This is a genomic window from Enterococcus sp. 2STP, assembly GCF_032465635.1.
In the GTDB taxonomy this organism is placed as follows: Bacteria; Bacillota; Bacilli; order Lactobacillales; family Enterococcaceae; genus Enterococcus_B; species Enterococcus_B lactis.
Map to the genome: position 1 here is coordinate 85980 of NZ_JAWDJH010000018.1, position 23641 is coordinate 109620.

At 37.6% G+C, this 23641-nt stretch carries 22 protein-coding genes; 17 read left to right on the forward strand and 5 right to left on the reverse strand.

The window, feature by feature from the left end:
- Positions 1–90: 90 nt before the first annotated feature.
- Together RWU19_RS07110 and RWU19_RS07115 are read right to left on the reverse strand one after the other, a co-directional pair.
- Positions 91–525: a VOC family protein gene (locus tag RWU19_RS07110; RefSeq protein ID WP_065773102.1), complete on the reverse strand. Its 435-nt coding sequence runs from the start codon at positions 523–525 to the stop codon at positions 91–93.
- Between the two features lie 103 nt (positions 526–628).
- On the reverse strand, positions 629–1477 hold the full coding sequence (locus tag RWU19_RS07115; protein ID WP_316002449.1) for a YitT family protein: 849 nt from the start codon (positions 1475–1477) through the stop codon (positions 629–631).
- A 407-nt stretch (positions 1478–1884) separates the two neighbouring features.
- Between RWU19_RS07115 and RWU19_RS07120 the strand changes: the two genes are divergently transcribed.
- From RWU19_RS07120 to RWU19_RS07185, 14 genes are all read left to right on the forward strand, one after another.
- Positions 1885–3651 (forward strand): glycoside hydrolase family 13 protein, encoded by a 1767-nt coding sequence (locus RWU19_RS07120; protein WP_123837938.1) that lies wholly within the window; start codon positions 1885–1887, stop codon positions 3649–3651.
- A gap of 102 nt (positions 3652–3753) precedes the next feature.
- Positions 3754–5013 (forward strand): extracellular solute-binding protein, encoded by a 1260-nt coding sequence (locus tag RWU19_RS07125; protein ID WP_123837939.1) that lies wholly within the window; start codon positions 3754–3756, stop codon positions 5011–5013.
- A 146-nt stretch (positions 5014–5159) separates the two neighbouring features.
- Positions 5160–6461 (forward strand): carbohydrate ABC transporter permease, encoded by a 1302-nt coding sequence (locus RWU19_RS07130; RefSeq protein WP_123837940.1) that lies wholly within the window; start codon positions 5160–5162, stop codon positions 6459–6461.
- Positions 6462–6464: 3 nt separating this feature from the next.
- Positions 6465–7316 carry a sugar ABC transporter permease gene (locus tag RWU19_RS07135; protein ID WP_002290731.1) on the forward strand — a complete coding sequence of 284 codons (852 nt, stop codon included), beginning with the start codon at positions 6465–6467 and terminating at the stop codon, positions 7314–7316.
- Between the two features lie 12 nt (positions 7317–7328).
- On the forward strand, positions 7329–8144 hold the full coding sequence (locus tag RWU19_RS07140; RefSeq protein WP_123837941.1) for a maltodextrose utilization protein MalA: 816 nt from the start codon (positions 7329–7331) through the stop codon (positions 8142–8144).
- A gap of 150 nt (positions 8145–8294) precedes the next feature.
- Positions 8295–9461, forward strand: coding sequence for an SAM-dependent methyltransferase (locus RWU19_RS07145; RefSeq protein WP_002290735.1), 1167 nt, complete (start codon positions 8295–8297; stop codon positions 9459–9461).
- A 233-nt stretch (positions 9462–9694) separates the two neighbouring features.
- Positions 9695–10342, forward strand: coding sequence for a PepSY domain-containing protein (locus RWU19_RS07150; protein ID WP_123837942.1), 648 nt, complete (start codon positions 9695–9697; stop codon positions 10340–10342).
- 83 nt (positions 10343–10425) lie between these two features.
- Positions 10426–11370, forward strand: coding sequence for a dihydroorotate oxidase (locus RWU19_RS07155; RefSeq protein ID WP_123837943.1), 945 nt, complete (start codon positions 10426–10428; stop codon positions 11368–11370).
- Positions 11371–11505: 135 nt separating this feature from the next.
- Positions 11506–12957 (forward strand): amidase, encoded by a 1452-nt coding sequence (locus RWU19_RS07160; RefSeq protein ID WP_123837944.1) that lies wholly within the window; start codon positions 11506–11508, stop codon positions 12955–12957.
- A gap of 21 nt (positions 12958–12978) precedes the next feature.
- Complete coding sequence (locus tag RWU19_RS07165; RefSeq protein WP_123837945.1) at positions 12979–13815, forward strand: transporter substrate-binding domain-containing protein; 837 nt, start codon at positions 12979–12981, stop codon at positions 13813–13815.
- Positions 13815–14474 carry an amino acid ABC transporter permease gene (locus RWU19_RS07170; RefSeq protein ID WP_002306693.1) on the forward strand — a complete coding sequence of 220 codons (660 nt, stop codon included), beginning with the start codon at positions 13815–13817 and terminating at the stop codon, positions 14472–14474. The genes RWU19_RS07165 and RWU19_RS07170 overlap by 1 nt, the downstream gene beginning before the upstream one ends.
- A 123-nt stretch (positions 14475–14597) precedes the next feature.
- On the forward strand, positions 14598–15287 hold the full coding sequence (locus RWU19_RS07175; RefSeq protein WP_002290743.1) for a hypothetical protein: 690 nt from the start codon (positions 14598–14600) through the stop codon (positions 15285–15287).
- Between the two features lie 5 nt (positions 15288–15292).
- Entirely contained in the window at positions 15293–16288 is a 996-nt protein-coding gene (locus RWU19_RS07180) for a sce7725 family protein (RefSeq protein ID WP_123837946.1), read from the forward strand.
- A 6-nt stretch (positions 16289–16294) separates the two neighbouring features.
- Positions 16295–16807, forward strand: a complete 513-nt coding sequence (locus tag RWU19_RS07185) for a GNAT family N-acetyltransferase (RefSeq protein ID WP_002290750.1) — start codon at positions 16295–16297, stop codon at positions 16805–16807.
- A 192-nt stretch (positions 16808–16999) separates the two neighbouring features.
- Here RWU19_RS07185 and RWU19_RS07190 read toward each other — a convergent pair whose 3' ends face one another.
- The 3 genes from RWU19_RS07190 to RWU19_RS07200 form a co-directional block, all read right to left on the reverse strand.
- A complete protein-coding gene (locus RWU19_RS07190; RefSeq protein ID WP_123837947.1) occupies positions 17000–17557 on the reverse strand; it encodes a guanylate kinase in 558 nt (185 codons plus the stop codon).
- Between the two features lie 87 nt (positions 17558–17644).
- The gene (locus RWU19_RS07195; protein ID WP_123837948.1) at positions 17645–18826 is read right to left on the reverse strand and encodes a NupC/NupG family nucleoside CNT transporter; all 1182 of its coding nucleotides are present in this window, start codon (positions 18824–18826) and stop codon (positions 17645–17647) included.
- 622 nt (positions 18827–19448) lie between these two features.
- Positions 19449–20957 carry a DUF1846 domain-containing protein gene (locus tag RWU19_RS07200; RefSeq protein WP_024635211.1) on the reverse strand — a complete coding sequence of 503 codons (1509 nt, stop codon included), beginning with the start codon at positions 20955–20957 and terminating at the stop codon, positions 19449–19451.
- 158 nt (positions 20958–21115) lie between these two features.
- On the opposite strand from RWU19_RS07200, the gene RWU19_RS07205 reads away from it, so the two are divergent.
- The 3 genes from RWU19_RS07205 to RWU19_RS07215 all read left to right on the forward strand — a co-directional run bounded on the left by RWU19_RS07205 (position 21116) and on the right by RWU19_RS07215 (position 23504).
- Positions 21116–21307 (forward strand): hypothetical protein, encoded by a 192-nt coding sequence (locus RWU19_RS07205; protein WP_002290760.1) that lies wholly within the window; start codon positions 21116–21118, stop codon positions 21305–21307.
- A gap of 213 nt (positions 21308–21520) precedes the next feature.
- A complete protein-coding gene (locus RWU19_RS07210; protein WP_002345109.1) occupies positions 21521–22438 on the forward strand; it encodes a coiled-coil domain-containing protein in 918 nt (305 codons plus the stop codon).
- Positions 22431–23504: a hypothetical protein gene (locus RWU19_RS07215; RefSeq protein WP_002290763.1), complete on the forward strand. Its 1074-nt coding sequence runs from the start codon at positions 22431–22433 to the stop codon at positions 23502–23504. The genes RWU19_RS07210 and RWU19_RS07215 overlap by 8 nt, the downstream gene beginning before the upstream one ends.
- The last annotated feature ends 137 nt before the right edge of the window (positions 23505–23641 follow it).

A 23641-nucleotide genomic window follows, 5' to 3' on the forward strand; every position in this document is an offset into this window, starting at 1 on the left:
AAAGAGAAAGCACATGGAACAAACTTGCTTCCTCTAATAAGAACATTTACAAAAAAATATCAGTGACAAGAACTAATCTCATCATAAACTTTACATATATTTTTCAAAAAGTTGTTTTCTTTCTTCGAAACTTACTTCACGATGAACCTGATGAAGCATCCATAAATAACCAAAAGGATCCCTGAACATCGAATTGGTCACACCAAAGTCCATCATTTCTGTCATTTCTTGGATCTCTACACAGCCATTTCGTAATGCTTTATTATGTGTGTCCTTAATGTCAGAGACGATGATATTGAACCAGATCGTATTTGGATGTTCAGCAGTAGGGGCAGTCAGACCAAGGGGCGGATTTTCATCCAGCATATGGAACCGCGTGCCATACAAGGAAAAAATGACTTCATTATTGCCTCTAGGATACTCTGTTGCCTCAATCAGTTCTATTTCATCAAAGATCGTTTGATAAAGTTTTAGAGCTTTCAAACTGTCATTTAATACAAAATCGATTTCTGTTCCTTTATGCATAAAATTCTCCTCTCTTTTTCAATCGAACATTTACTTACTTCTTCTATTATTATACCAGTTAAAGAAAACGCATTCAAAATAATGGTATTGATTACTTACCAACTCATTCGATTGGATGATAAGTAAATCCGCGTCCCATTACTTCTGCTACGCTGTTGACAATGACAAAGGCGCTTGGATCAATTTCTTCTATCAGAGGTTTCATTCGAGAGAATTCATGATCGGTCACAACAATCAATAACACTTCTTTTGACTTTCGGTTATAGCCGCCTTTTGCCTCCAGCAAGGTAAGCCCGCGTCCGATTTCAGCACTTAAGCGAAGGCGAATGTCTTCCAAAGAATGTTCGCTCATGACCATGACGGATTTCTTCCGATTGATCCCTGTTTCGATATAGGTCATGACAATTGAAGTGATTGCAATAGATAAGATAGCGTAAAGAAATTCTTCTATTCCAAAAACAAACAGATTGAGAGAAACGACGAAAGCATCTGTAAGAAATAGGCCGATCGAAGTGTTCAAGTGGAAATATTTTTTAAAAACGAGGGGAGGGATCGTCGTGCCGCCACTGGAAGAGTTATTTTTATATAAGATGGCCACTCCTAAAGCAAAAACCGCACTTCCAAAAATGACCGATAACAACCGATCTGAAGTAATCATCATCTCTGGAACTACCGCGATGATCAAAGGAAAAACTAAACTTCCAAAAAGCACTTTGAAAAAAGGTTTTTTACCTAAAAACAGAAGAGCTAGCACTAACATAACGATATTCAATACTAAAATGACTATAGCACGGTCAAAACCGAAAGCAGCTTCCAGTAATATTCCTAGTCCGCTGACACCACCAGCAGCGATATGATGAGGCCCTAAAAACATATTGATAGCGACTCCTAATATAAAGAGGGCAAAAATAATCTTGGCATATGTCCATATAAATTGTCTTGTTTCTTTCATTTATCCACTTCCTTTAGTTGATTAACAGTATTCTTATCTTATTATAACTTATTTTTCACTATAAGTTAACTTCGTTTAAGAAAAAAATTAGGCTTGACTAATTTGGGGTACTTAACTTATCTGAAATCACTTGATCAAACAAAAACTCTTAAAAAACTTTTTTTAATTAGGAGTATCGAATATAGCGAGCAGAGAAACAGAGAAACTAAGATAACTATAGAACTCGAAATAGGTAGGAAATAGCTTTAAAAACTTTTAAAAGTTTTAGGACTATCTGTTGAATTCGCTTAAAAAGTAATAGAAAAGTTTCAAAAAAACTGTTACCGATAACATTTTTGAAAGCGTTGTCTTTTCTATCTCTATCACTTATAGTGAGGACGTAATATTAAATCGCAAGGAGGAAATCAATGGACACAGCTGCAATTTATCATCGACCGGAAAGTGAATATGCATTTCTATATACGAATACAAAATTCCGTATCCGGCTTCGTACTCGGAAGAATGATATCAAAAAAGTATATGTGTTAAGCGGAGATCCGTATACCATAACAACTGAAAAATGGTATCAAAAAGAACGATCAATGAAAAAATGTCTAAGTACAAATGTGCATGATTATTGGGAAGTTGAATTGACAAGTGAAACAAGACGATTACAATATGCGTTCCATGTTATTGGAGAAGACAGCACGGATTGTTTCTATGGGGATCAAGGTGTTTTTCCTTATCGAGAAAATGTGATTGCTGAACCAAATTTTTATTTTCGAATGCCTTATTTCCATCAAATTGATCGCTTCGTTGTACCAGAATGGGTGAAAGAAACAGTATGGTATCAAATTTTTCCTGAAAGATTTGCAAATGGGGATAAAGCAAATGATCCCGATCATACTTTGGCTTGGGGAAGCAAAGATCCAGATCGTGAAGATTTCTTTGGCGGGGATTTACAAGGTGTGATGGAGCATCTGGATTATTTGACAGACCTTGGTATCAATGGAATATACTTTTGTCCCATATTTAAAGCTACATCCAATCACAAGTACGATACGATCGACTATTATGAAGTCGATCCCGCGTTTGGAAATAAAAAACTTTTAAAAAACTTAATTGATGAAGCACATAAACGAGGGATACGTATCATGTTTGATGCTGTATTCAATCATATGGGGATCCATTCGCCCCAATGGCAAGATGTACTCGAAAACGGAGAAAAATCAATCTATAAAGACTGGTTCCATATCCGCTTTTTCCCAGTAGATTCCTATCAGATGACTGATGTGCCAGAAACTGCTGAAAATATCCCATATGATACTTTTGCTTTTACTCCATTCATGCCCAAACTAAATACAGCAAATCCAGAGGTTCAAAAATATTTACTAGATATTGCCACCTATTGGATAAAAGAATTCGATATTGATGGATGGCGACTAGATGTTGCTAATGAAGTGGATCATCATTTTTGGAAAAAATTCAGAGAAGAAGTCACAGTCATCAAACCTGATATCTATATCCTGGGAGAGATCTGGCATTCCTCACAAGCTTGGCTACAAGGGGATGAATTCCACGCAGTAATGAATTACGCATTTACAGATTCAATTAAAGATTATTTTGCAAAAAAGAAAATTACAGCTTCGCAAATGGTCAGTGGAATGAATCATCAGCAAATGCTTTACAGAGATCAGGTGAACGAAGGGACATTTAACTTATTAGATTCTCATGATACTGCAAGGATTTTGACTCTTTGTAATGGGAACAAGGAATTGATGAAATCTGTGATGACTTTTATGTTTCTTCAAAAAGGATCTCCTTGTATCTATTATGGGACAGAAGTAGGGATGACTGGTGGAGAAGACCCAGATTGTCGAAAATGTATGATCTGGGAAAAAGAAAAACAAGATCTAGAACTGTTCGGTTTTATAAAAGAACTCGTTTCTCTTAGGAAACAGTTGTCTAAGATTCTTTCTGAAGGGGCTACCCAATGGCTAATAGTAAATGATCGCGAAGATAAGCTCTATTTTGTACGTGAACTAGAGGGGCAGATTATCCATATTTACTTCAATCAGTCAGAAGAACCTTGGATAGTAGAACAGGAAAATGAGGTTATTCTTAGTCAAAATTGTCAGTTATTAGAAGATGGGAAAGCAGAGATACAGCAATACGGATTTTTGATTATGTGTTGAAAAACTGTTACCGGTAACAATAAGAAAGCGTTTGCAAATAAAGATTTGTGCCCATTATAATAATGGTGTAACAGCACGTTGAATACACAGGAGGAAATGAAGATGAAAAAAAGAAGCGCGAAAAAGTTAGGGTTAGGGTTAGTCTCTTTAGGAATCTTAGGCGGATTAGCGGCTTGTGGCAATGGTAATTCTTCAGCAGAAGGGGACACGGAAGAAGGAAAAACGTTAACAGTCTCCGTTGATTCTGGATATAAAGATTATATAAACGAAATAAAAGATACATTCGAAAAAGAAAACGATGTGAAGATCAAGCTGGTAGAAAAGGACATGTTCGATCAGTTGGAATCATTAGCGTTAGATGGGCCTGCTGGAAAGGGACCTGACGTTATGATGGCAGCATATGACCGGATCGGTGCGCTAGGACAGCAAGGACATCTGGCGGAAGTAAAACTGGGAAATGAATCAGCTTACGATGAAACAGACAAAGCCCAAGTGACTTATGATGGAAAAATCTATGGAGAGCCTGCAGTAATTGAGACCCTTGTTTTGTACTATAACAAAGATTTAGTCGATACAGCACCAGCGACGTTTAAAGATTTGGAAAATCTATCCAAAGACAGTCGTTTTGCTTTTGAGTCAGAAGCAGGAAAAAATACAGGATTTTTAGCTAAATGGACTGACTTTTATTATTCCTATGGTTTGATTGCAGGTTACGGCGGCTATGTATTCGGTGATGATGGTACAGATCCTTCTGATATCGGTTTGAATAATGCAGGTGCTGTAGAAGGAATTTCTTATGCAACAGATTGGTTCCAAAATGTTTGGCCTAAGGGAATGCAAGACATAAAAAGTGCAGGAGACTTCGCCAGCCAGCAATTCATGTCCAATAAAACTGCAGCAATTATTGACGGCCCATGGCAAGCCCAAACATACAAAGAAAACAATATCAATTATGGTGTTGCAAAAATCCCTACTCTAAACAATGGACAGCCTTATCAACCATTTGGCGGAGGAAAAGGATGGGTAGTCAGCAATTACGCTAAAAACAAAGATCTCTCTCAAAAATGGCTCGATTATGTAACGAATCAGGAGAATCAAGAGAAATTCTTTGAAATGGTAAATGAAATCCCTGCAAACCAACAAGCTCGGGAAACAGCCAAGGCTAAAAACGATGAATTAACAACAGCTGTAATCGAACAATATGAAACAGCTCAAGCAATGCCAAACATCCCAGAAATGGGTGAAGTTTGGACAGGTGCAGAAAACTTGATGTTCGATGCAGCATCAGGTTCAAAAACACCAAAAGAATCCGCAGATGAAGCAGTGAAAACAATCAGTGAAGCCATAGAACAAAAATACTGATTAAAATGATAACCGTCCATTTTTATAAAAAATGGAACAGGTGCTTCAGATAGAGGTGGCAAGAGCGAGATGGGAAATTATCTTGCTCTTGTTGCCATTATCTTAAAAGTAGTTTGCGGTTCAGCAAGTTTAGAGGGGGCATTCAGATGCAGCAAGATAAAACAAGCCAGATCAACGAAAAAAAAATCACGCTTTGTTCACTTATTCCGGGGATGGGGCAGTTTGTAAATGGCCAAACTTTTAAAGGTATCGTTTTTTTCGCCATATTCGTCCTATTCATTGGTCAGATGTTCTTGGGCGGATTTCATGCATTGATAGGATTGGTTACTTTGGGAAGTATACCAATGGAAGATCATTCATTATTTATTTTGATTGAAGGCACTTTGCAATTCATCATTACGATCATTTTCTTGATTTTTTACGCTTTGAATCTTTTAGACGCCTATCGAGTAGCAAGGATGCGTAAAGAGGACAAAAAAATCAATCGGACGATGAAGGAAGTCATACATAATATAGGTGATGAAGGTTTTCCTTATCTATTGACACTTCCCGCGTATCTTCTCATGATTTTTACCATCATTTTCCCAGTCTTAGTCACATTATTTACTGCATTTACCAATTATGACTTTAATCATATTCCACCAGCCAGTTTGATTGATTGGGTAGGGGCTAAAAACTTTTTTAGCATCTTCTTCTTGAGTTCATATCGCAATACTTTTTTTGCAGTCTTTTCATGGACCGTAATCTGGACGTTATGTGCAACAACTTTGCAAATCACCCTTGGTATTCTCACAGCGGTTGTTGCTCACCAGAAATTTATTAAATTCAAACGTATTTTCGGTATCATTTTCTTATTACCATGGGCGGTCCCAGCTTTTATTACTATCATGAGTTTTTCGAATATATTCAACGATAGCGTAGGTGCCATCAATACTCAAGTGATTCCTTTCATAAACCAGCTTCCTTTTGTAGACATCAGTGCAATCTCTTGGAAAACGGACCCGAACTGGACGAAAGTGGCAATCATCTTAGTTCAAGGATGGTTAGGATTTCCCTATATCTATGTAATGGTTACAGGGATTTTACAGTCGATTTCTGAAGATTTGTATGAAGCAGCAAAAATCGATGGAGCAAATGCATGGCAACGTTTTTCAAATATCACACTTCCAGCTGTATTTCTAGTTGCAGCACCAACGTTTATTACCCAATATACTGGGAATTTCAATAATTTTTCTATGATCTACCTATTTAACAATGGAGGCCCCGGAAGCGTGGGTGGAGGAGCTGGTTCTACTGACATCCTGATTTCATGGATTTATAAACTTACGACTGGAACTTCTCCGCAGTATTCTATGGCTTCAGCCATCACGTTGATTATCTCCATCATCGTTATCTGCGTATCTTTGCTAGTGTTCAAAAAGACAAATGCGTTCAATATGGGGGATTAAACAATGAAAAAATTTCATTCGAGTGCACGATTCCAAAAACGGCTTTCTCACTTTTTTACTTACTTTTTTCTTTTGCTGTTATCAGTCATTATTATCTATCCACTTTTGATCACAGCAAGTACTGCCTTCAAGTCAGGGAACATTGCGGCTTTCAGTTTGGATTTTTCAAGCGACTGGACTTTAGGGAATTTCACGCGGCTGTTCAGTGAAACACTTTACGGGACTTGGTATAAAAACACGTTAATCATCTCTGTCCTAACGATGATCGTACAAGTAACTGTAGTAACTTTAGCCGGCTATACGTATAGCCGTTATCGTTTTATCGGACGCAAATCAAGTTTGATGTTCTTTTTAGTGATTCAGATGGTACCGACTATGGCAGCATTGACTGCCTTTTATGTCATGGCTTTCTTATTAGAGGCGCTAGATAAGTATTGGTTCTTGACGATGATCTATATAGGCGGTGGGATTCCAATGAATACTTGGCTGATGAAAGGATACTTTGACACAGTACCAATAGATTTAGATGAATCTGCTAAACTTGATGGGGCAGGACATTTCAGGATTTTTTTCCAGATTGTATTACCTCTTGTCAAACCAATGCTCGCCGTTCAAGCATTATGGGCATTCATGGGACCTTTTGGCGACTTCATGTTAGCGAAGTTCTTGCTTCGAACACCTGAAAATCAGACTGTTGCTGTCGGCCTGCAAACATTTATTTCTGATGTGACAAATCAAAGGGTCTCCTTGTTTGCTGCTGGAGCAATCTTGATTGCCCTACCGATTTGTCTATTATTCTTCTTTTTACAAAAGAACTTTGTTACCGGCCTGACATCTGGCGGAACAAAAGGATAGGAGCAGAGGATCATGCAAACATTTCCGTTAAATTATTTTTCCACTTTACGTACGCCAACTCAAGTGTTTGCGGGACGCAAACTATTATCCTGGCCAAAATTTTTCTTGATATTTGTATTTTTAGTTTCCTTGATGGTCATGCCTGTGACTCTTTTTTATGCCAATCAGATCCAAGCGATTCCATTAGAACAATTTCTATCTGTTCATTCGTTGATCGATGAACAAGGAACCAAAAAATTTTCTGAACTTGAATTATCTGAAACTGGGTTACAATCATCGCAACAAACGATAGCTGTGACCCCTGAAATTTTGGTAGGTGTGTCTTTATCTGAGAAACAACAAGCCGATCATGGAACTTTTATTGATTTTGAGAAGGAACAATGGGTGATCCAGCAAAAGGATAAATCTGGTATACGCCGCTATACGATGAATTATAGTCCATCTTTCCAACCAGATTCTGTACGTACGCCCGAAGATTTCCAACGATTTTTAGAAAGAGAATTTTATGCCAGTAATCGTCCAACAATCATTTTATCTTATAGTTTCAGTCTTGGTCTTGTCCTATTTGTCATGACGAGTCTCATTTTATTCGGGGCTTCCTTTTTCTTGTGGATGACAAGAAAAAGCCAACTTTCATCCATTCATACATTCAAAGAGAGTGCAAATTTGATGCTGAATGTGATGGGGATAGGATCCATGGTAGCAGCAGTTGTAGGGTTTATCCACTTTGACTTTATCTTGATGCTAAGTGTCCAAACAATGATAACTGTCTTGCTGCTTCTATGGGTTTTTGCTAAGACAAAATTCAAAGATAAGCGTGTCGAATGACAAGTTTAAGCGATTTGTGCGACAATGAATGTGAAAAAAATGAAAAATAAAGTAGTTTTTGAAAAATTTCTGAAAAAATTAAACTTCTTAGTTGATTCTTTTCTTTTTTAGTATTAACGTAATAGGGTAGTTTTTTTAAGGAGGAAAATCATGTTAGAGAAAACTTTATACAATCAATTATTTTCACGTTCTTTCTCGCTCCCTGTCGAAGTAAATTATTGGGACGGTACAACGAAACAATACGGAGATACGGACACTCCTCCCCAAATCAAAATCAATATCCATGAAGAAATCCCAATGAAAGAGATTACAAGCAACGCTTCTTTGGCACTAGGAGAAGCCTATATGGATCATCGAATCGAGATCGAGGGAAGTATCCAAGCATTGATCAACGATGCTTATCAGCAAGCAAACAGTTTTTTACGAGGAAAAGATTATCTAAAATGGCTGCCAAAGAAAGAAAAACATACAAAACAAAAAAACAAAGAAGATATCCATGCGCATTATGACTTAGGTAACGACTTTTATAAACTTTGGCTAGACCCAACTTTGACTTATTCTTGTGCCTATTTCAACACACCTGAAGATACGTTGGAACAAGCACAAATCAATAAAGTCCATCATATTTTAGACAAACTCTTTATCAAAGAAGGCGAAACGTTGCTTGATATCGGTTGTGGCTGGGGAACATTGATGTTCACTGCTGCCAAAGAATATAACGTCAAAGCAACTGGGATCACTCTAAGTGAAGAACAATACGATTTGATCACCAAAAAAATCAAAGAAGAACATTTAGAAGATAAATGCCGTGTATTATTAATGGATTACCGTGAACTAAAAGGCGAAACGTTTGATCATATCACAAGCGTAGGTATGTTCGAACATGTAGGCTCTGAAAATCTTGAAGGTTATTTCAAAGTCGTAAAAGATTTATTGAAACCAAAAGGAACAGCTTTGATCCATGGAATCAGCCGACAACAAGGCGGTGCGACAAATGCTTGGATCAATAAATATATTTTTCCTGGCGGTTATGTTCCTGGTGTTACTGAGTTAGTTGATAATATTACAAAAAACGATTTGCAATTGATCGATTTAGAAAGTTTGCGTCGTGACTATCAATTGACATTAGAGCATTGGACAAAAAATTTCCATCAAGTCCAAGATCAAGTCACGAAAGAAATGGGTGATTCCTTCTATCGAATGTGGGATTTATATTTACAAGCTTGTGCAGCTTCATTTGAGTCAAGCAATATCGATGTAATTCAATATCTGCTTGTTCAACCTGGAAATAATGATATCCCAATGCATCGTGCATAATTGATATAAATGGGCAGTTTAAAAGCTATTTAATTATTTAATAAATGGAAGCTAAGTGTTATGATGCTCCCGAAGTGAGATGTTAGTCTAACTTCTAGGGTTGTCTCTAAAACTTAGTTTCTTTTTTATTTTCATAATAATAACGTTGTTCTTTAATTTTTATACATGACAGAAATTTTTTTCTTCGTTATACTTGTATAGAATACTATTTTATAATAAAGGAGATAAAATCAATGAAGAAAACTGTTATTTATACTAGTTTATTTGCGGCTTTGTTTTTAGCTGCTTGTCAATCAAACACCAATCAAGGAACATCTGGGAATACATCTTCCAGCAGTGAACCACGCTCTTCTCAGGTATCGGAATCCTCAACAAACGCAAGTACATCTTCATCTAGTCAAACAAAGAATTCGAGTGAGGCAATGGGCCAGTCAGCTATCAAAGTGTCTGCAGCTCGTGCGATTGAATTGTTTAAAGATAAGTATCCAGATACTGCTATTACTAGTTTGGAACTAGATAGTGATTGGGGATCTTACTTCTACAAGATAGAAGGTGTCGATGATCAAAAAGAATATGAAGCAAGAATCGATGCTCAAAATGAAAAAATGGAAACAGAGAATCCAGAAATGCTAGATCGAGAGGATCAAAATGGTCAAAAGAAAAAAGAAGATGGTCTAGCTGTTGATAAATTGATCACGATTGAGGAAGCCGCAAAGATTGCTGTCGATAAAGTAGGAAGCGGTACAGCAACAGATTGGGATCTGGATAAAGATTTAGGTACTACTTATTGGGAAGTCAAAGTAAAAGATGGCAATCAAAGTACATCAGTCAAGATCAATAGCCAAACAGGGGAAGTACTATCAACCGAACAGGATGATTAAGAAATTCGTTGAAAAACAAGAGTTGATTTTTCTTTTAGTCATGATACACTAGATAAAATAACTTGTTTGAAGGAGCGATTTACTTGAGTTTAGAAACGACCTTTGCCAATCATACCTTTGCCAACCCTTTTATGAATGCATCTGGTGTACACTGCATGACTACCCAGGAATTAGACGAGCTGGCTCATTCAGAAGCAGGAGCATTTATCACTAAGAGCTGTACAATCAATGAACGAAAAGGAAATCCCGAACCACGCTATTTTGATGTTCCTTTAGGCAGTATCAATTCTATGGGGCTTCCCAACTTAGGCTTTTCTTATTATCTAGAGTATGCTCTTGCGTATGAAAAAGCGCAGACAAACCCAAATCAACCATTATTTTTTTCGATCGCCGGGATGAGTGTCCAAGAAAATTTGGAAATGCTTGGGGAAATAGAAAAAAGTGGATTCAAGGGGATTACTGAACTAAATTTATCTTGTCCAAATGTGCCTGGCAAACCACAACTAGCTTACGATTTTGAGGCCACTTATGAAACACTGAAAGAAGTATTCAGCATCTTTTCTAAGCCGCTAGGAATCAAATTGCCTCCTTATTTTGATTTTGCTCATTTTGATCAGATGGCAGATATCTTGAATCAGTTCCCGTTGACATATGTCAATGCTATCAACAGTGTGGGTAACGGGTTGTATATCGATACAGACAAAGAAGCTGTGGTCATCAAACCAAAAGAAGGGTTCGGCGGCATTGGCGGAGAGTATATCAAGCCGACTGCTTTAGCAAATGTCCGCGCTTTTTATACGCGTTTGAAACCAGAAATCCAAATCATCGGTACAGGTGGGATTCGGACAGGACAAGATGCATTTGAACATCTGCTATGTGGCGCAAGCATGTTGCAGATTGGTACCGAGCTTCACAAAGAAGGACCGGAAATCTTTTCTAGGATCACAAACGAATTAACTCAGATTATGTCAGAAAAGGGATATGCGTCTATTGACGAATTTAAGGGTAAATTACGCGCTATTTCTTAGTAAAAAGACGAAGATCGATCATGATCTTCGTCTTTTTTTATAAAAAACACTTGTCTGTTCATTTCTGTGCAAGCGTACTCATTGTATGTTAGACGAACTTGTGGGAAAATAACAGGGGCAAAAAAGGAGGATAATATGAAAGATGCAATAGAATTAGCGAAAGGACTTAAAGAAAAAGAATTTAGTTTTCAAGAATTAGCTGCTGATGTACAGAAAAAAATAAAGAAACAAAATCATGAATTGAATGCGTTTGTTGCACTTGAACCATTCGAGAATAGTTCCACTGAACGATTGATTCCCCAGTCAGAAAAAGGACCATTGGCAGGTATTCCATTTCCTTTAAAAATGCTCGGTCAAGAAAAAAAGGGATGGCTAGCTACTTCAGGATCTCGTTTATTTGAAACACATCGAGCTTCTCATACATCCAATTATGTACAGCAAGCAGAAGCGATAGGGCTAGTTCCTTTTGGACAAACCAATGCGCCAGAGTTTGGTTTCAAAAATATTACAGACCCCGTCATCTATGGCCCAGCAAGAAACCCCTGGAACCTTGAATGTACACCGGGCGGATCAAGCGGAGGCGCTGCTGCTGCAGTTTCAGCGGGAATCGTTCCTTTAGCTGGCGCTAGTGATGGTGGTGGTTCTATTAGAATACCCGCTTCGTTTTGCGGATTGATTGGGCTGAAACCTTCGCGAGGGACGATGCCAGTTGGTCCATATGCTTGGCGAGGATGGCAAGGAGCTGCTATTGATTTCGGTTTGACGGTTTCTATGAGAGACACGGAGGCTTTATTTTATGGGATGAGAAGCATCCATACCGGTGCGCCATATCAAGTATCGCCAGTTGAATGGCAAACACATCCAAGAAAAAAACGTTTGAAGATAGCTTTTTGTGTTGATTCACCGATCCACTCACAGATTAGTGAAGAAGCAGTACTTGCTGTAAAAAAAGCTGTAGATTTCCTTGAAAAAGAAGGACATGATTTGACGGAGATTCCTTATCCACTAGATGGACGTAAACTGATTACGTCTTATTATCAGATGAATGGCGCAGAGACAGCAGCAATGATCCACTCGATTGAAGCAGGCATCCAACGAACTGTCAGAAAAGAAGAACTTGAGCCGATCTCTTGGACTTTGTTCCAATATGGTCAGAAACTTTCTGCCGCTACTTACATCGATTCTCTGCATGTATGGGATGAAGCAGCAATTGTCATGGAAAACTTGCATCAAGAATATGATTTATTCCTTTCACCAACGACTGCATTTACCGCCCCTAAAATCAGCGAAGATTTGCAAAGTGATACGATAAGAGCACAGATGGAACACATCCATGATTGTTCTGAAGTACAAGCTTTAGAAGTTGTTTCTTCTATGTTTGAGGACAGCTTGAAGATCACACCTTATACACAATTGGCTAATCTGACTGGACAACCAGCAATCAGCTTGCCTACTCATTTGACAAAAGAAAACATGCCTCTCGGAATTCAATTTATGTCCGCCAGAGGAAGAGAAGATTTGCTGCTTCAAATCGGCTATCTATTTGAAGCAAGTCACCAGTTCCATTTACCAAATCCGTGGAAATAGCAGAAACAAGGAGAAGAAAAAATGAAGAAAAAAAGATTGTTTGCTCTAATAACTAGCGCCTTTTTTATTTTAAGCGCTTGCGGTACAGCTGCCGCTAACCAAGAAGATCACAGCTGGAGTAATGTGGAAAAAAAGAAAGAATTGGTAGTAGCAACTTCTGGCACACTATTTCCCGCTTCTTATTATAATGATCAAAATGAATTAGTTGGTTATGACGTAGACTTGGCGAAAGAGATAGCCAAACGTTTAAATGTCAAAATCTCCTTTAAAGAATACAATGTGGATGGACAAATCACTTCTGTTTCAAAAGGAGAATCAGATTTTGCTGCGAACGATTTTGGTATCACAAAAGAAAGAGAAAAAAAATTCTCCCTTTCAGAGCCTTTCAAATATTCATTTGACAGTATGATCGTACGAAAAAAAGATGATTCAGGAATCCACTCACTTGATGATCTTAAAGGAAAAAAAGCAGCTGGCGAACCCAATACTAGCTATATGCGTTTAGCGGAAAAACACGGAGCTAAATTAGTCACTTACGATAACGCCACGAATGATCAATATTTAAGCGATGTAGCAAACGGTCGAACAGACGTTATTTTAAATGATTATTATTTACAGAAAATGGCCGTATCTGCTTTACCAGATATCCCCGTAAAAATCTTGGAGAACGTTTATTTCAATGAAAACGAAAGTGGTTTTTTATTGAAAGAAGGAAATGATGCTCTGAAAAAGAAAATCGATGGCGTATTAAAAGAGATGAAAGAAGACGGGACGACAAAGAAAATATCTGAAAAATATTTTCAAACTGATGTTTCAGTCAAACCGAAAGAAACGATGACTGAGTCGGTGAGTGATTGATGTACTTTCCTCTCATTGATTTTTCCCTCATGTGGACTTCGCTTCCTTTCGTACTGCAAGGCTTGGTATACACATTAGGGATCGGCTTCGTGTCTTTTGTTTTAGGAAACTTGGTAGGGTTGCTTTTGACAGTTTTAGGTCTTTTGGATTGGCTACCTCTGAATGTATTTATTCGTTTTTATTTATCGTTCTTTAGAGGCATTCCCGCACTAGTCCTGCTGTTCTTGCTATATTTCGGGTTACCTTATCAATTAAGTGCCTTAACGGCTTCAGTCATCTGCTTTACGATTACCAGCAGTGCATTTATTGGTGAAATCTATCGAGGATCACTAGCAGGCGTTTCTTCAGGTCAGTGGGACGCTGGTTTAGCTTCCGGTTTTTCTTTCTTTGGGGTTTTGAAATATATCGTTTTGCCGCAAGCCTTTCGAATCTCGGTACCGGCACTCAGTAACGTAGCTATGGATTTAGTGAAAGGTACCTCGTTAGCGGCAACGATCACAGTGCCAGAAATATTTCAAAAAGCAAAGATCATAGGTGGTCGGACATTCGATTATTTTTCTCTCTATATTTTAGTTGCACTGATTTATTGGATCATTTGTATCGGGATCGAAAAAGTGCAACAGTATTTAGAAAAACGTTCCGTCCATCAGTCAATCTGAAAAATGGAAATGGTGCTAGCGCGGCAAGCATCATTTCTATTTTTGTTTCTTGTGTATTCTGTCTAGTATTTTAAAATCATTTCATGTAAAATGTAAGACGAAAATATGTTCGGAGGTAAAAACATGAAGACCCCGCTAACCATCGAAATAGAATCCTCATTATACCAATATTGCATCGAGCAAGGCGGCTTAGTCGTAGAAGAAGTCACGATGCCTGATGACCAAGGAATTGTAGATACGCTTAGCTGCTTGACAAAATTTGATGGAAGCCGAGAATGGCGATGCTATGAGCTGAAAGTGACAAAAGCAGATTTTCGTTCTACAGCCAAACTGTCATTTGTTGGGCATTATAATTATTTTGTTTTACCAAGTAAACTATATGAAGAAGTGAAAACAGAGATCCCTACAGGAATAGGTGTACTAGTATATCGCCCGTACACGATCGAAGAGGAAATGCCTGCATCTGGTACATTTATGATTGCGAAAAAAGCAGCAAAGAAGGAGCTTGCTGTACCGGAAGAAGCTTTGACAAACCGTTTTATGGCTTCTTTATTCAGGGAAGTAAGAAAAGCAAAGCAAATGGAGCGAGGCGTAAAATATTTTCCAACAGATCAATTGTACAAAGAATTGAAAAGACGTTCAGAAAATCAAGATCCATTTTCTAACGAACGATATTATGAACGGTTTTTAGAGGAAATAGCTAGTCAGGCAATCAATGAGTTGCAAGAAGAAGTTGCTGCGCTTCAACATGATTATGAATACTTAAGGCAACAACAGCAGATCCGGCGGTTGCCCACAGAGCCATTGGAGTGAAAAATATGTACTATCCTTATTTAAGAGGAAAACAATTTGACCTATTAGCATTAAAAGAAGCATTGTCGCGAGGATTGCTCTCCAATAAAATCCAACCGGTGATCGAACCAGTACGTGATTCCGCTACGCTTAAAAACGTGATCGAATTATTTCAAAAAAAGCACCATCCAATCGCTGTGATCCAAAATCCCCAAGTAGGACAATTTAAATTATTCGATCAGCATGTGCACAGTTGGACAGTCAAGGAACATAGCTCTGTCGTCTCTGCACAGATTTTAACGCCAGAAAATCTTAACGACGTACTGGATTCACCTCCAACGTTTCTGATTTTCGATGGACAACACTACCCAAAAGACGCAGAGGTATGGAAACAGCTGGCAGGAGTCGATTCGAAATTCTTGATACCAGATGCTAGTCGCTTTCGCATCTGGCTGCCCGAAAACAAAATTGTGATCCGTGACTCTTTTCAAACGAGAAAGCATGTTGAAAGTTATGCAGATAAAACGGACGACTTTTTTAGCGATGACTATCTTTTTTTCCACGAAGACGGATATAGTGGATTTTCTGATTTCACGATCGAAGGCAGCCGTTATTTCGATAAAGGGTTTCCTAGCCGAGCGCTTGCTATCCATCTAACGTATATCGATGCTTACGGTAATATCCGCGTAAAGCATTTTGTCTCTGACAGTAATGATTCCGCTAAAGATCAAGCATTGAAGTTTCTTGAAGCAGGAGATAAAATGAAAAAATGGATCATGCGTCACCATCATCAGCTCTTGATTACTTCAGGAATGATTGAATTACTGGCTCTCTACCAGCAACAAAAATTTCCAGGACTCGGAGTATTGAAAAAATGGTCGCTAATGCATCATTTGGAACTTATCAGTCAACTACTGGATCATCCAAAAAATTGGCTTAGAAGTTATTCAAAAGTTCCTGAACTGTATGAAGTGATCCAAGAATTAGAGAATATAAATGAAAAAGAAACAGAAAAGAGGTAACTGGATGTGTATATTCGGCTAACAAGAAAAGAAGAAGTAGAAGAAGTGGTAAAAATTATTGATGCTGCAGCGGAATTTATTGCTTCGCAAGGCTCTCCCCAATGGCAGAACGGGCAGAAACCAACAAAAGAAACGATTTTGAACGATATTGAAAGAAAAGAAAGCTATGTATTAATAGTCGAAGATCAAATTGTTGGAACAGCTGCATTAGTTTCAGGCGTGGATCCCGTTTACACAAAAATAGATGGTAGTTGGAAAAAATCAACTGGTCCTTATTTATCGATTCATCGTGTTGCTTTAGCAGAAAGTACTCGAGGAAAAAAACTAGCAAAACCGTTCTTAGAACATTTGTTGACGATTGCAGCCAGCAAAGATATCCAAGATGTCCGTATCGATACTTATCCAGCTAATGAACCGATGGAAAAGACCATCTATTCTGCTGGATTCACTTATCAAGGGATGATTGAATTCCCTTTTGAACATGGTGAAAGAAAAGCGTATCAAAAAATAATCAAGTGAGTATAAAAGCATCTTCACAAGGATGAAGACTTAATAATACGAAAAACAACTAGCTGATCGCTAAGAGAGTGGGACAGTAGTGGTGAGCTTCAAGAAATAATTTTCGAAGAAGCTACTTCTGAAACACCGTTCAACGAGAGGTCGTGACACCATTTTTGTCGCGGCCTCTCAGCTTATCTTATGGATATTTAGCTAATCTGTTTCTATCAATAATCCTTTTTTTATTTTATCTGCTGCTTCTTGGAACGCTCCATCGTTTGACACGACTAAAAGTGTGGGAATAGCTGCCAACCGTTCCAGTTGAGCTAAGTCTTCCGCATAAACTGCCATTCTGGCCGAAATCTGTTCGGGTGAATCTCCACGCTTTTTCAGGCGCGATTGTAATGTTTCTTTAGAAATCGTAATAAAGATCGGACGGACTACCGTGCCAAAATACTCGTATAAATGCCAAAAACCATTTGCCGTCAAAACGGCATAACAATTTCCTTCCTTCAGTTTTTTGGTAATCTCTGCTTTGCTGGAACCATATTTATGTTGAGCATATTGATCCCACTCTGCAAATTCGTCTCGCTTGATCATCTGATTGAATGTATCGTCAGATACAAAATAATAATCCTCTTGATCTTTTTCTCCAGGTCTTGGTGATCGATTCGTGTAAGTAATGATCTTTTGTTCCGGCTGAAAAACAGCTTCTGCGAGTGAAGTTTTCCCAGAACCAGAAGGACCGATAAACACATAGCAATAATTCATCATCATTTCTCCTTTGATATTTGAGCAACTGAAAAAGCTTTGGAAATATTTCCAAAGCTTTTGAAAGCAACATTGCTTTTTTGTTTATTATACCAGTAATCCAGTCACAATAGCACTTAAAAAGCTGACTAAAGTCGCTGTTAACAAGATCTTCAACCCATGTTTCGCAACAAGATTTCCTTTTTCTTCGTTTAACCCCTTCATCGCACCGGAAATGATCCCGATAGAAGAGAAGTTGGCAAATGAAACAAGGAAAACAGATATGATCGCTGTTGTGCGTTCAGTAAAATGGAAATGACCGTTAGCTAATTCTGTCATAGCAACAAATTCATTTGTAACCAATTTAGTCGCCATGATACTACCAGCATCCACTGCTTCTTTCCATGGGATTCCACTGATGAAGGCAAGAGGGGCAAAGATATAACCTAAGATTTCTTGGAAAGTAATACCGAATATCCCGTGAAAGATAGCATTGATCATGGCAATCAAGGCAACAAATCCGATAAGCATAGCAGCAACCGTGATTGCCACATGGAAACCATCAAGAATGTATTCTCCCAACATTTGGAAAAAGGTCTGTTCTTTGTTTTCTTCAATAATTAGTTCGTCTTCTTTTTCTTCTAATACATAGGGATTCACAATCGAAGCCAGAATATATCCGCCAAATAAATTCAAAACAAGGGCAGTGATCACATATTTAGAATCGATTAGTGCCATATAAGATCCGACGATTGACATAGACACGGTAGACATAGCCGAGACACTCATGGTGAATAAACGTTTCTCAGATAAGAAAGGTAATTCCTTCTTTATGGAAATAAATACTTCCGATTGCCCTAAAATAGCAGAAGCTACTCCATTGTAGGATTCTAATTTGCCCATTCCGTTGATTTTACTTAACCCAAGACCAACGGCTTTCATAAACAATGGAAGAATTTTGATGTAGCGTAAAATCCCGATAATAGCAGAAATAAATACGATTGGCATCAATACGGAAAGAAAGAAAGGTGCACTTCCTTTATTTGCTACACCGGCAAAAACAAAGTCAACACCTTGCCCAGCGAAAGCAAGAAGATGATCAAACATTTTTGCCAATACAGAAACAACCGCTGTACCAAAAGTTGTACGTAATAATATGAAACCAAGAACAAGCTGTAAAACGAACATCACAATTAGTGGTTTCAATTTGATTGCTTTTTTGTTGCTACTGATCAAATAAGCAAGACCTAATGTGACAAATAAACCAATAATACCTAATAAATAACTCAAATAATCACTCCTATTCCAAATTCCGTTTTATTTTACCTGTTTTGTAAATAAAATACTAATCTTTAGTGAAATTTTCATTACTTTTTTAGAGTAAAACGCATTCATTTTCCATTAGAATACAAAGCAACCAAAATAAATTGAAAAAACAGATAAAAGACGCTAAAAAAACTGATGTTCCATTGTTTTTTTACTTTCCAAAAGACTATTAAAGGACTAATTAAGAGGTTTTTGATAATTAATGGGTATGAAATATATTTTCTGATGTATGAAGGAAGTCGTTATGAAAAAAATTTTTTTATTATCGGCAGTATTCTTGTAGGAATTAAATGTTTTTCTATTCTAAAAAAATAAAATGACAGATATTTAGTGTTTCCGTTAAAAAAATGATGGGTTTCAGATAGGAGACAAGATTACTGTTTACTATGAAGGAGGAATTTTAGAGGTATCTCCTGCAGAATTTCAACAGGTCCTAAGAATAGAGGAGGAAAGTCGGAAATGAATAAACAAATAAAGACATTATTGATAGCGTCAATGTTATTTATGCTATTAAAAAAAGAAAACGAAACTATTATTTAAGCTAATGCTAATAGTTTCGTTTTCAACCTTTATAAGTGAGTTTTTTCTATTGGTAGTATAGATTTTCTGAAGGGTAAACAGGTGCGCAAGTAATATCGATTCCTAGTTTTTTCAATGTTTGTTCATCATTTTTATTGACCATCACAGTGGAGTGGGCTTGTGCTCCCTCAAGTTCAGCTAGTTTATCATAAGCAACTTGAGCGATTGGATTCGTTACTGCACTGATTGATAAAGCGATCAAGACCTCATTGATGCTTAGTGCATCCAAAGAGGAATGAAGTGTCTTTGACTTCAATCCTTGTATTGTTTCAAGAACTAATGGTGATAATAAAGGAATGTCATCTGCAATATGCGCTAAATGTTTTACTGCATTTAAGATGACTGCCGCTGACGCATCCATCAATGAGCTTGTACGTCCGGTAATAATGACTTCGTCTGGTAATTCGATGGCAATCACAGCAGAAGGATCTTTTGTAGGACTTTGTGCTTGAATTTTATCTGCATAATCATGGGCAGGAACGACAACGTTTCGGTCTTCAGGGCGTAATCCGACTTCTTCCATAATCAGTTTGATTCGATTAACTGCTTCTTCGTCAATCAATCCTTTTTTGAAGTCACACTCTGTTTGGAAATAGCGGCGGATGATTTCTTGTTTAGAAGCTTCTTGGACAACCGCATCATCCACGATACCAAATCCTACACGATTCACACCCATGTCAGTAGGAGATTGATAAACAGATTCTTTACCAGTAATTTTTTCAATAATACGTTTGATTACAGGGAAGGTTTCAACATCTCGATTATAATTTACAGCTACTTTATTGTAGGCGTCAAAGTGGAAGGAATCGATCATATTGACATCCTTCAAATCGACTGTGGCTGCTTCATAAGCAATGTTCAATGGATGTTTCAACGGAACGTTCCATACTGGAAAAGTTTCGAACTTGGAGTAACCAGCCGCATGTCCTTTTTGGCTTTCATGATACAGTTGGTTCAAACAAGTAGCGAGTTTTCCGCTTCCTGGTCCAGGGGCTGTCACTACAACGATTGGTTTAGTTGTTTCAATGTATTCGTTTTTCCCAAACCCATCTTCTGAAACGATTTTTTCTACGTTGACTGGATAGTCTTCGATTTCTGAATGTTTATAGACTTTGATATTTCGTCTTTCTAGTTTATTGATAAAGACTTTCGTGGCAGGCTGGCCGTTATAGCGAGTGATAACGACACTGTTGATCAATAATCCATAACCACGTAATTCATCAATCAGCCGCAAGATATCCATATCATAAGTAATCCCATAATCACCGCGGATCTTATTACGTTCAATGTCTCCGGCATAGACGCAAATCAGTATTTCAGCCTGATCTTTTAATTTTTGTAGCAATTTGATTTTCGCATCTTCTTCAAATCCTGGAAGTACACGTTTTGCATGTTTGTCATCCACTAGCTTTCCACCAAATTCCAAATATAATTTATCATAGTGGTTCACTCGTTCCAAAATATACGCGGACTGCTCTTCAATATATTTCTCTGAATCAAAACCAATTTTTTTCACTGGGTTCCCTCCTTAAGTACTAAAGCATTTTTTCATTTTTTTTTGGATTCGTCAACTGGAAGAGCAAAATTCCTCAAAAAAACAAAGAAAATGGTTTAAACCAACTTGTCTAGATAGTTATTCATTGGTATGATAGTTTTTGATAAGGAAGGTGCTACATGAAAAAAAGACAGAAAAAGAAAAACGCATATAAACACTATATCCGTTCGATTTTTACCGGTTATGAAAAAATGCTTGAAGATCCCGAATTAGAACAATTGACGTTTACTTATTTAAACGAAGAAACGCAACTAACTCGTGATGACCATCAGCGCATTCATTTCACAACAAGAGATCTGCCTAGTAAATAAAAGAATATGATAAAAGTCATTGTATTCGATTCTGTCCTATCAGATGAATCAGATATCAAAGACTAGTTGATCGAAAAAAAGGCTGTGCCAAATTTTGGTGCAGCCTGTTTTATGGAGCATTGCCCGCTCTTTTTTATAACAATTTTTTACAGAAAATGGTACTATTGAGGTATTAATAAGTGAAAATCAGATGAGTAAGAGGAGGCAAGTAGTATGAAAGAGCCAGATACAAACACAAATTATGAGCAAGGCGAACTAGAGGAGACGAGCACGAATCAGGATACAGCAAAAGAATCGTCTTCTTTTTATGATATCAAAGAAAAAGCAAGCATGAATCTTTCCCAATTATTAGAAGATTTACAGGCTTTTGAAAAAGCTGTCCGCGAAGAAGATATTCCTGAGATCTACCGTTTGTACAACGGCCGATTGAATGAAGAATTAAAACGAAGCTCAAATGAAAATCATGAGATTGACCAATTGCTGATGCGTAAGATCCATGATCGTTTTTTGCAAGAATTTCCTTTTATGGAACAAGTAGAAAGCATCTCACCAACGATGAGCTATTACAAAATCGGCACTTATTACCATGATCGCCCTACAATTGGTATCGATGCAAGTCTGCCAGAAATTTTTGTTTTGCCTAAGATCGATGAAGAATGGGAGAAATATTCCCAACCGGAGACAACGGACTATGACAAAAAAATCAATGAGCTAGACGCAAAGGTGATCACAGCTCAGACAGAGATCGAACGTCTAGACGAACAGATAAAAGAAATCAATCGGCAGATGACTGATTTGGACGATAATAAAGGATTCTTGAATCGTAAGAAAATCGAGGAAGAAATTCAAGAATTAGAGAAGAAGAAGCAAGTGCTATCTAATGAAAAATTAGGCTGGCTTCCTTATATCGAGACACCTGAAACAATCCAGCAGCAAAAAGAAGCATTGAAACAAGAAGCAAGAGCGGACCAGCTTCGCGCAGCCATCGTAGAAAAAGAGCAACGGCAAATCAGTCGCTATTTCGGTAGCAAAGAGGGGTTTGGTCAAGCAATCCATGAATTCTTGATGAATTATCTTGGTAATGAAAATCCTAATAATCAATCTAATGAAGGAGGTTCCGAGTATGAATGAACACGATGAAGCAGAATGGACAAAAAATGAAGCACAGACAGAAGATCATGAAGAAACGAACACTTCATTAGAGGAACAAACAAGTAAGCCACTGGATGACACAGAAGAAGTCCCTATGCCAGAAGAAACAAAAATCCATGAAAAAGAAAAAGTAACTCCGACGAATACGGATACTTCAGAAAACACGCATGCTTATGAAGTATCTGAAAATCCCGGGTATTTAGAAGGAAAAGAGCAAGATCATCAAGATATCGTCAGTTTGATTGAAACAGCGGAAGCAGAATTAGCGGATTTACGTATGAGAAAATATTTGATTGAATCAGATTTTCCCGAATTATTAGAATCATATGACCGCTTTATATTGAATGAAGAACCGATCTCAACGATTGGAAAGACAAGTCTGATCGAATACTTCACATATGAATTACTGAAACCGTTGAATGATATTGGTCTGGAACGATCAAATTCAGCTTATGACACATGGAAAACAAGACATTTCTCTATCAATTATACGTTGAATGGACAAAACGAATTAGTCTTTTCCTTTGTATTACCGACCATCGATCAACGATACCAAGTGGAATCGATGAGTCTTCTAAATGTATCACCAGAGACGATGGAAATCGATGTCCAAGATGATCGAGTGCTTTCTTTGATCCGATACTGGTCAGTTGATCGAGTATTCTCAGCAGGACAGATCACGATTTTCAATCACAAATTGAATCAATTATTAGCCCACGCTAGAACACTTGGTTTTACAGTTAATCAGACACTACTAGACAATACGAAGCCACTTCGTTTGAACCTTCAGAGCGAATTTGAATTGACGAATGAAGTATTGGATGATATTTTTATCGTGGCGATGAAAAATCCATCCTATGATATGGAAAAGATCAACGAAACTACTTATCAAGTACGATTAGATAAAGGACAGTCTTTAACGATAGCAACAAACGAAAAAGATCAAACGGTCTTGTCGATCTCATCTGGAGATTACCCACGATCCGTCATTGATTTCTTTATCAATTACGAATTCTTGGTTCCGTTAATGGTGAGAAAGTCCTGATTGGATAAGTTGGATTACCAGAGGTCATTCAGATAATTCTGTTCCAAAGGACTTGCGGCAGTTATCCAGAATAATTGTCACAAGTCTTTTCTGTATGTACTGAATGAACGTGAATCATCTGCTGGTGAAGGAGGAGT

Excerpts from the sequence above, each read along its gene's own strand:
- RWU19_RS07110 (WP_065773102.1), bottom strand. The coding sequence starts at position 525 with ATGCATAAAGGAACAGAAATCGATTTTGTATTAAATGACAGTTTGAAA.
- RWU19_RS07115 (WP_316002449.1), bottom strand. The coding sequence starts at position 1,477 with ATGAAAGAAACAAGACAATTTATATGGACATATGCCAAGATTATTTTT.
- RWU19_RS07120 (WP_123837938.1), top strand. The coding sequence starts at position 1,885 with ATGGACACAGCTGCAATTTATCATCGACCGGAAAGTGAATATGCATTT.
- RWU19_RS07125 (WP_123837939.1), top strand. The coding sequence starts at position 3,754 with ATGAAAAAAAGAAGCGCGAAAAAGTTAGGGTTAGGGTTAGTCTCTTTA.
- RWU19_RS07130 (WP_123837940.1), top strand. The coding sequence starts at position 5,160 with ATGCAGCAAGATAAAACAAGCCAGATCAACGAAAAAAAAATCACGCTT.
- RWU19_RS07135 (WP_002290731.1), top strand. The coding sequence starts at position 6,465 with ATGAAAAAATTTCATTCGAGTGCACGATTCCAAAAACGGCTTTCTCAC.
- RWU19_RS07140 (WP_123837941.1), top strand. The coding sequence starts at position 7,329 with ATGCAAACATTTCCGTTAAATTATTTTTCCACTTTACGTACGCCAACT.
- RWU19_RS07145 (WP_002290735.1), top strand. The coding sequence starts at position 8,295 with ATGTTAGAGAAAACTTTATACAATCAATTATTTTCACGTTCTTTCTCG.
- RWU19_RS07150 (WP_123837942.1), top strand. The coding sequence starts at position 9,695 with ATGAAGAAAACTGTTATTTATACTAGTTTATTTGCGGCTTTGTTTTTA.
- RWU19_RS07160 (WP_123837944.1), top strand. The coding sequence starts at position 11,506 with ATGAAAGATGCAATAGAATTAGCGAAAGGACTTAAAGAAAAAGAATTT.
- RWU19_RS07165 (WP_123837945.1), top strand. The coding sequence starts at position 12,979 with ATGAAGAAAAAAAGATTGTTTGCTCTAATAACTAGCGCCTTTTTTATT.
- RWU19_RS07170 (WP_002306693.1), top strand. The coding sequence starts at position 13,815 with ATGTACTTTCCTCTCATTGATTTTTCCCTCATGTGGACTTCGCTTCCT.
- RWU19_RS07175 (WP_002290743.1), top strand. The coding sequence starts at position 14,598 with ATGAAGACCCCGCTAACCATCGAAATAGAATCCTCATTATACCAATAT.
- RWU19_RS07180 (WP_123837946.1), top strand. The coding sequence starts at position 15,293 with ATGTACTATCCTTATTTAAGAGGAAAACAATTTGACCTATTAGCATTA.
- RWU19_RS07190 (WP_123837947.1), bottom strand. The coding sequence starts at position 17,557 with ATGAATTATTGCTATGTGTTTATCGGTCCTTCTGGTTCTGGGAAAACT.
- RWU19_RS07205 (WP_002290760.1), top strand. The coding sequence starts at position 21,116 with ATGAAAAAAAGACAGAAAAAGAAAAACGCATATAAACACTATATCCGT.
- RWU19_RS07210 (WP_002345109.1), top strand. The coding sequence starts at position 21,521 with ATGAAAGAGCCAGATACAAACACAAATTATGAGCAAGGCGAACTAGAG.
- RWU19_RS07215 (WP_002290763.1), top strand. The coding sequence starts at position 22,431 with ATGAATGAACACGATGAAGCAGAATGGACAAAAAATGAAGCACAGACA.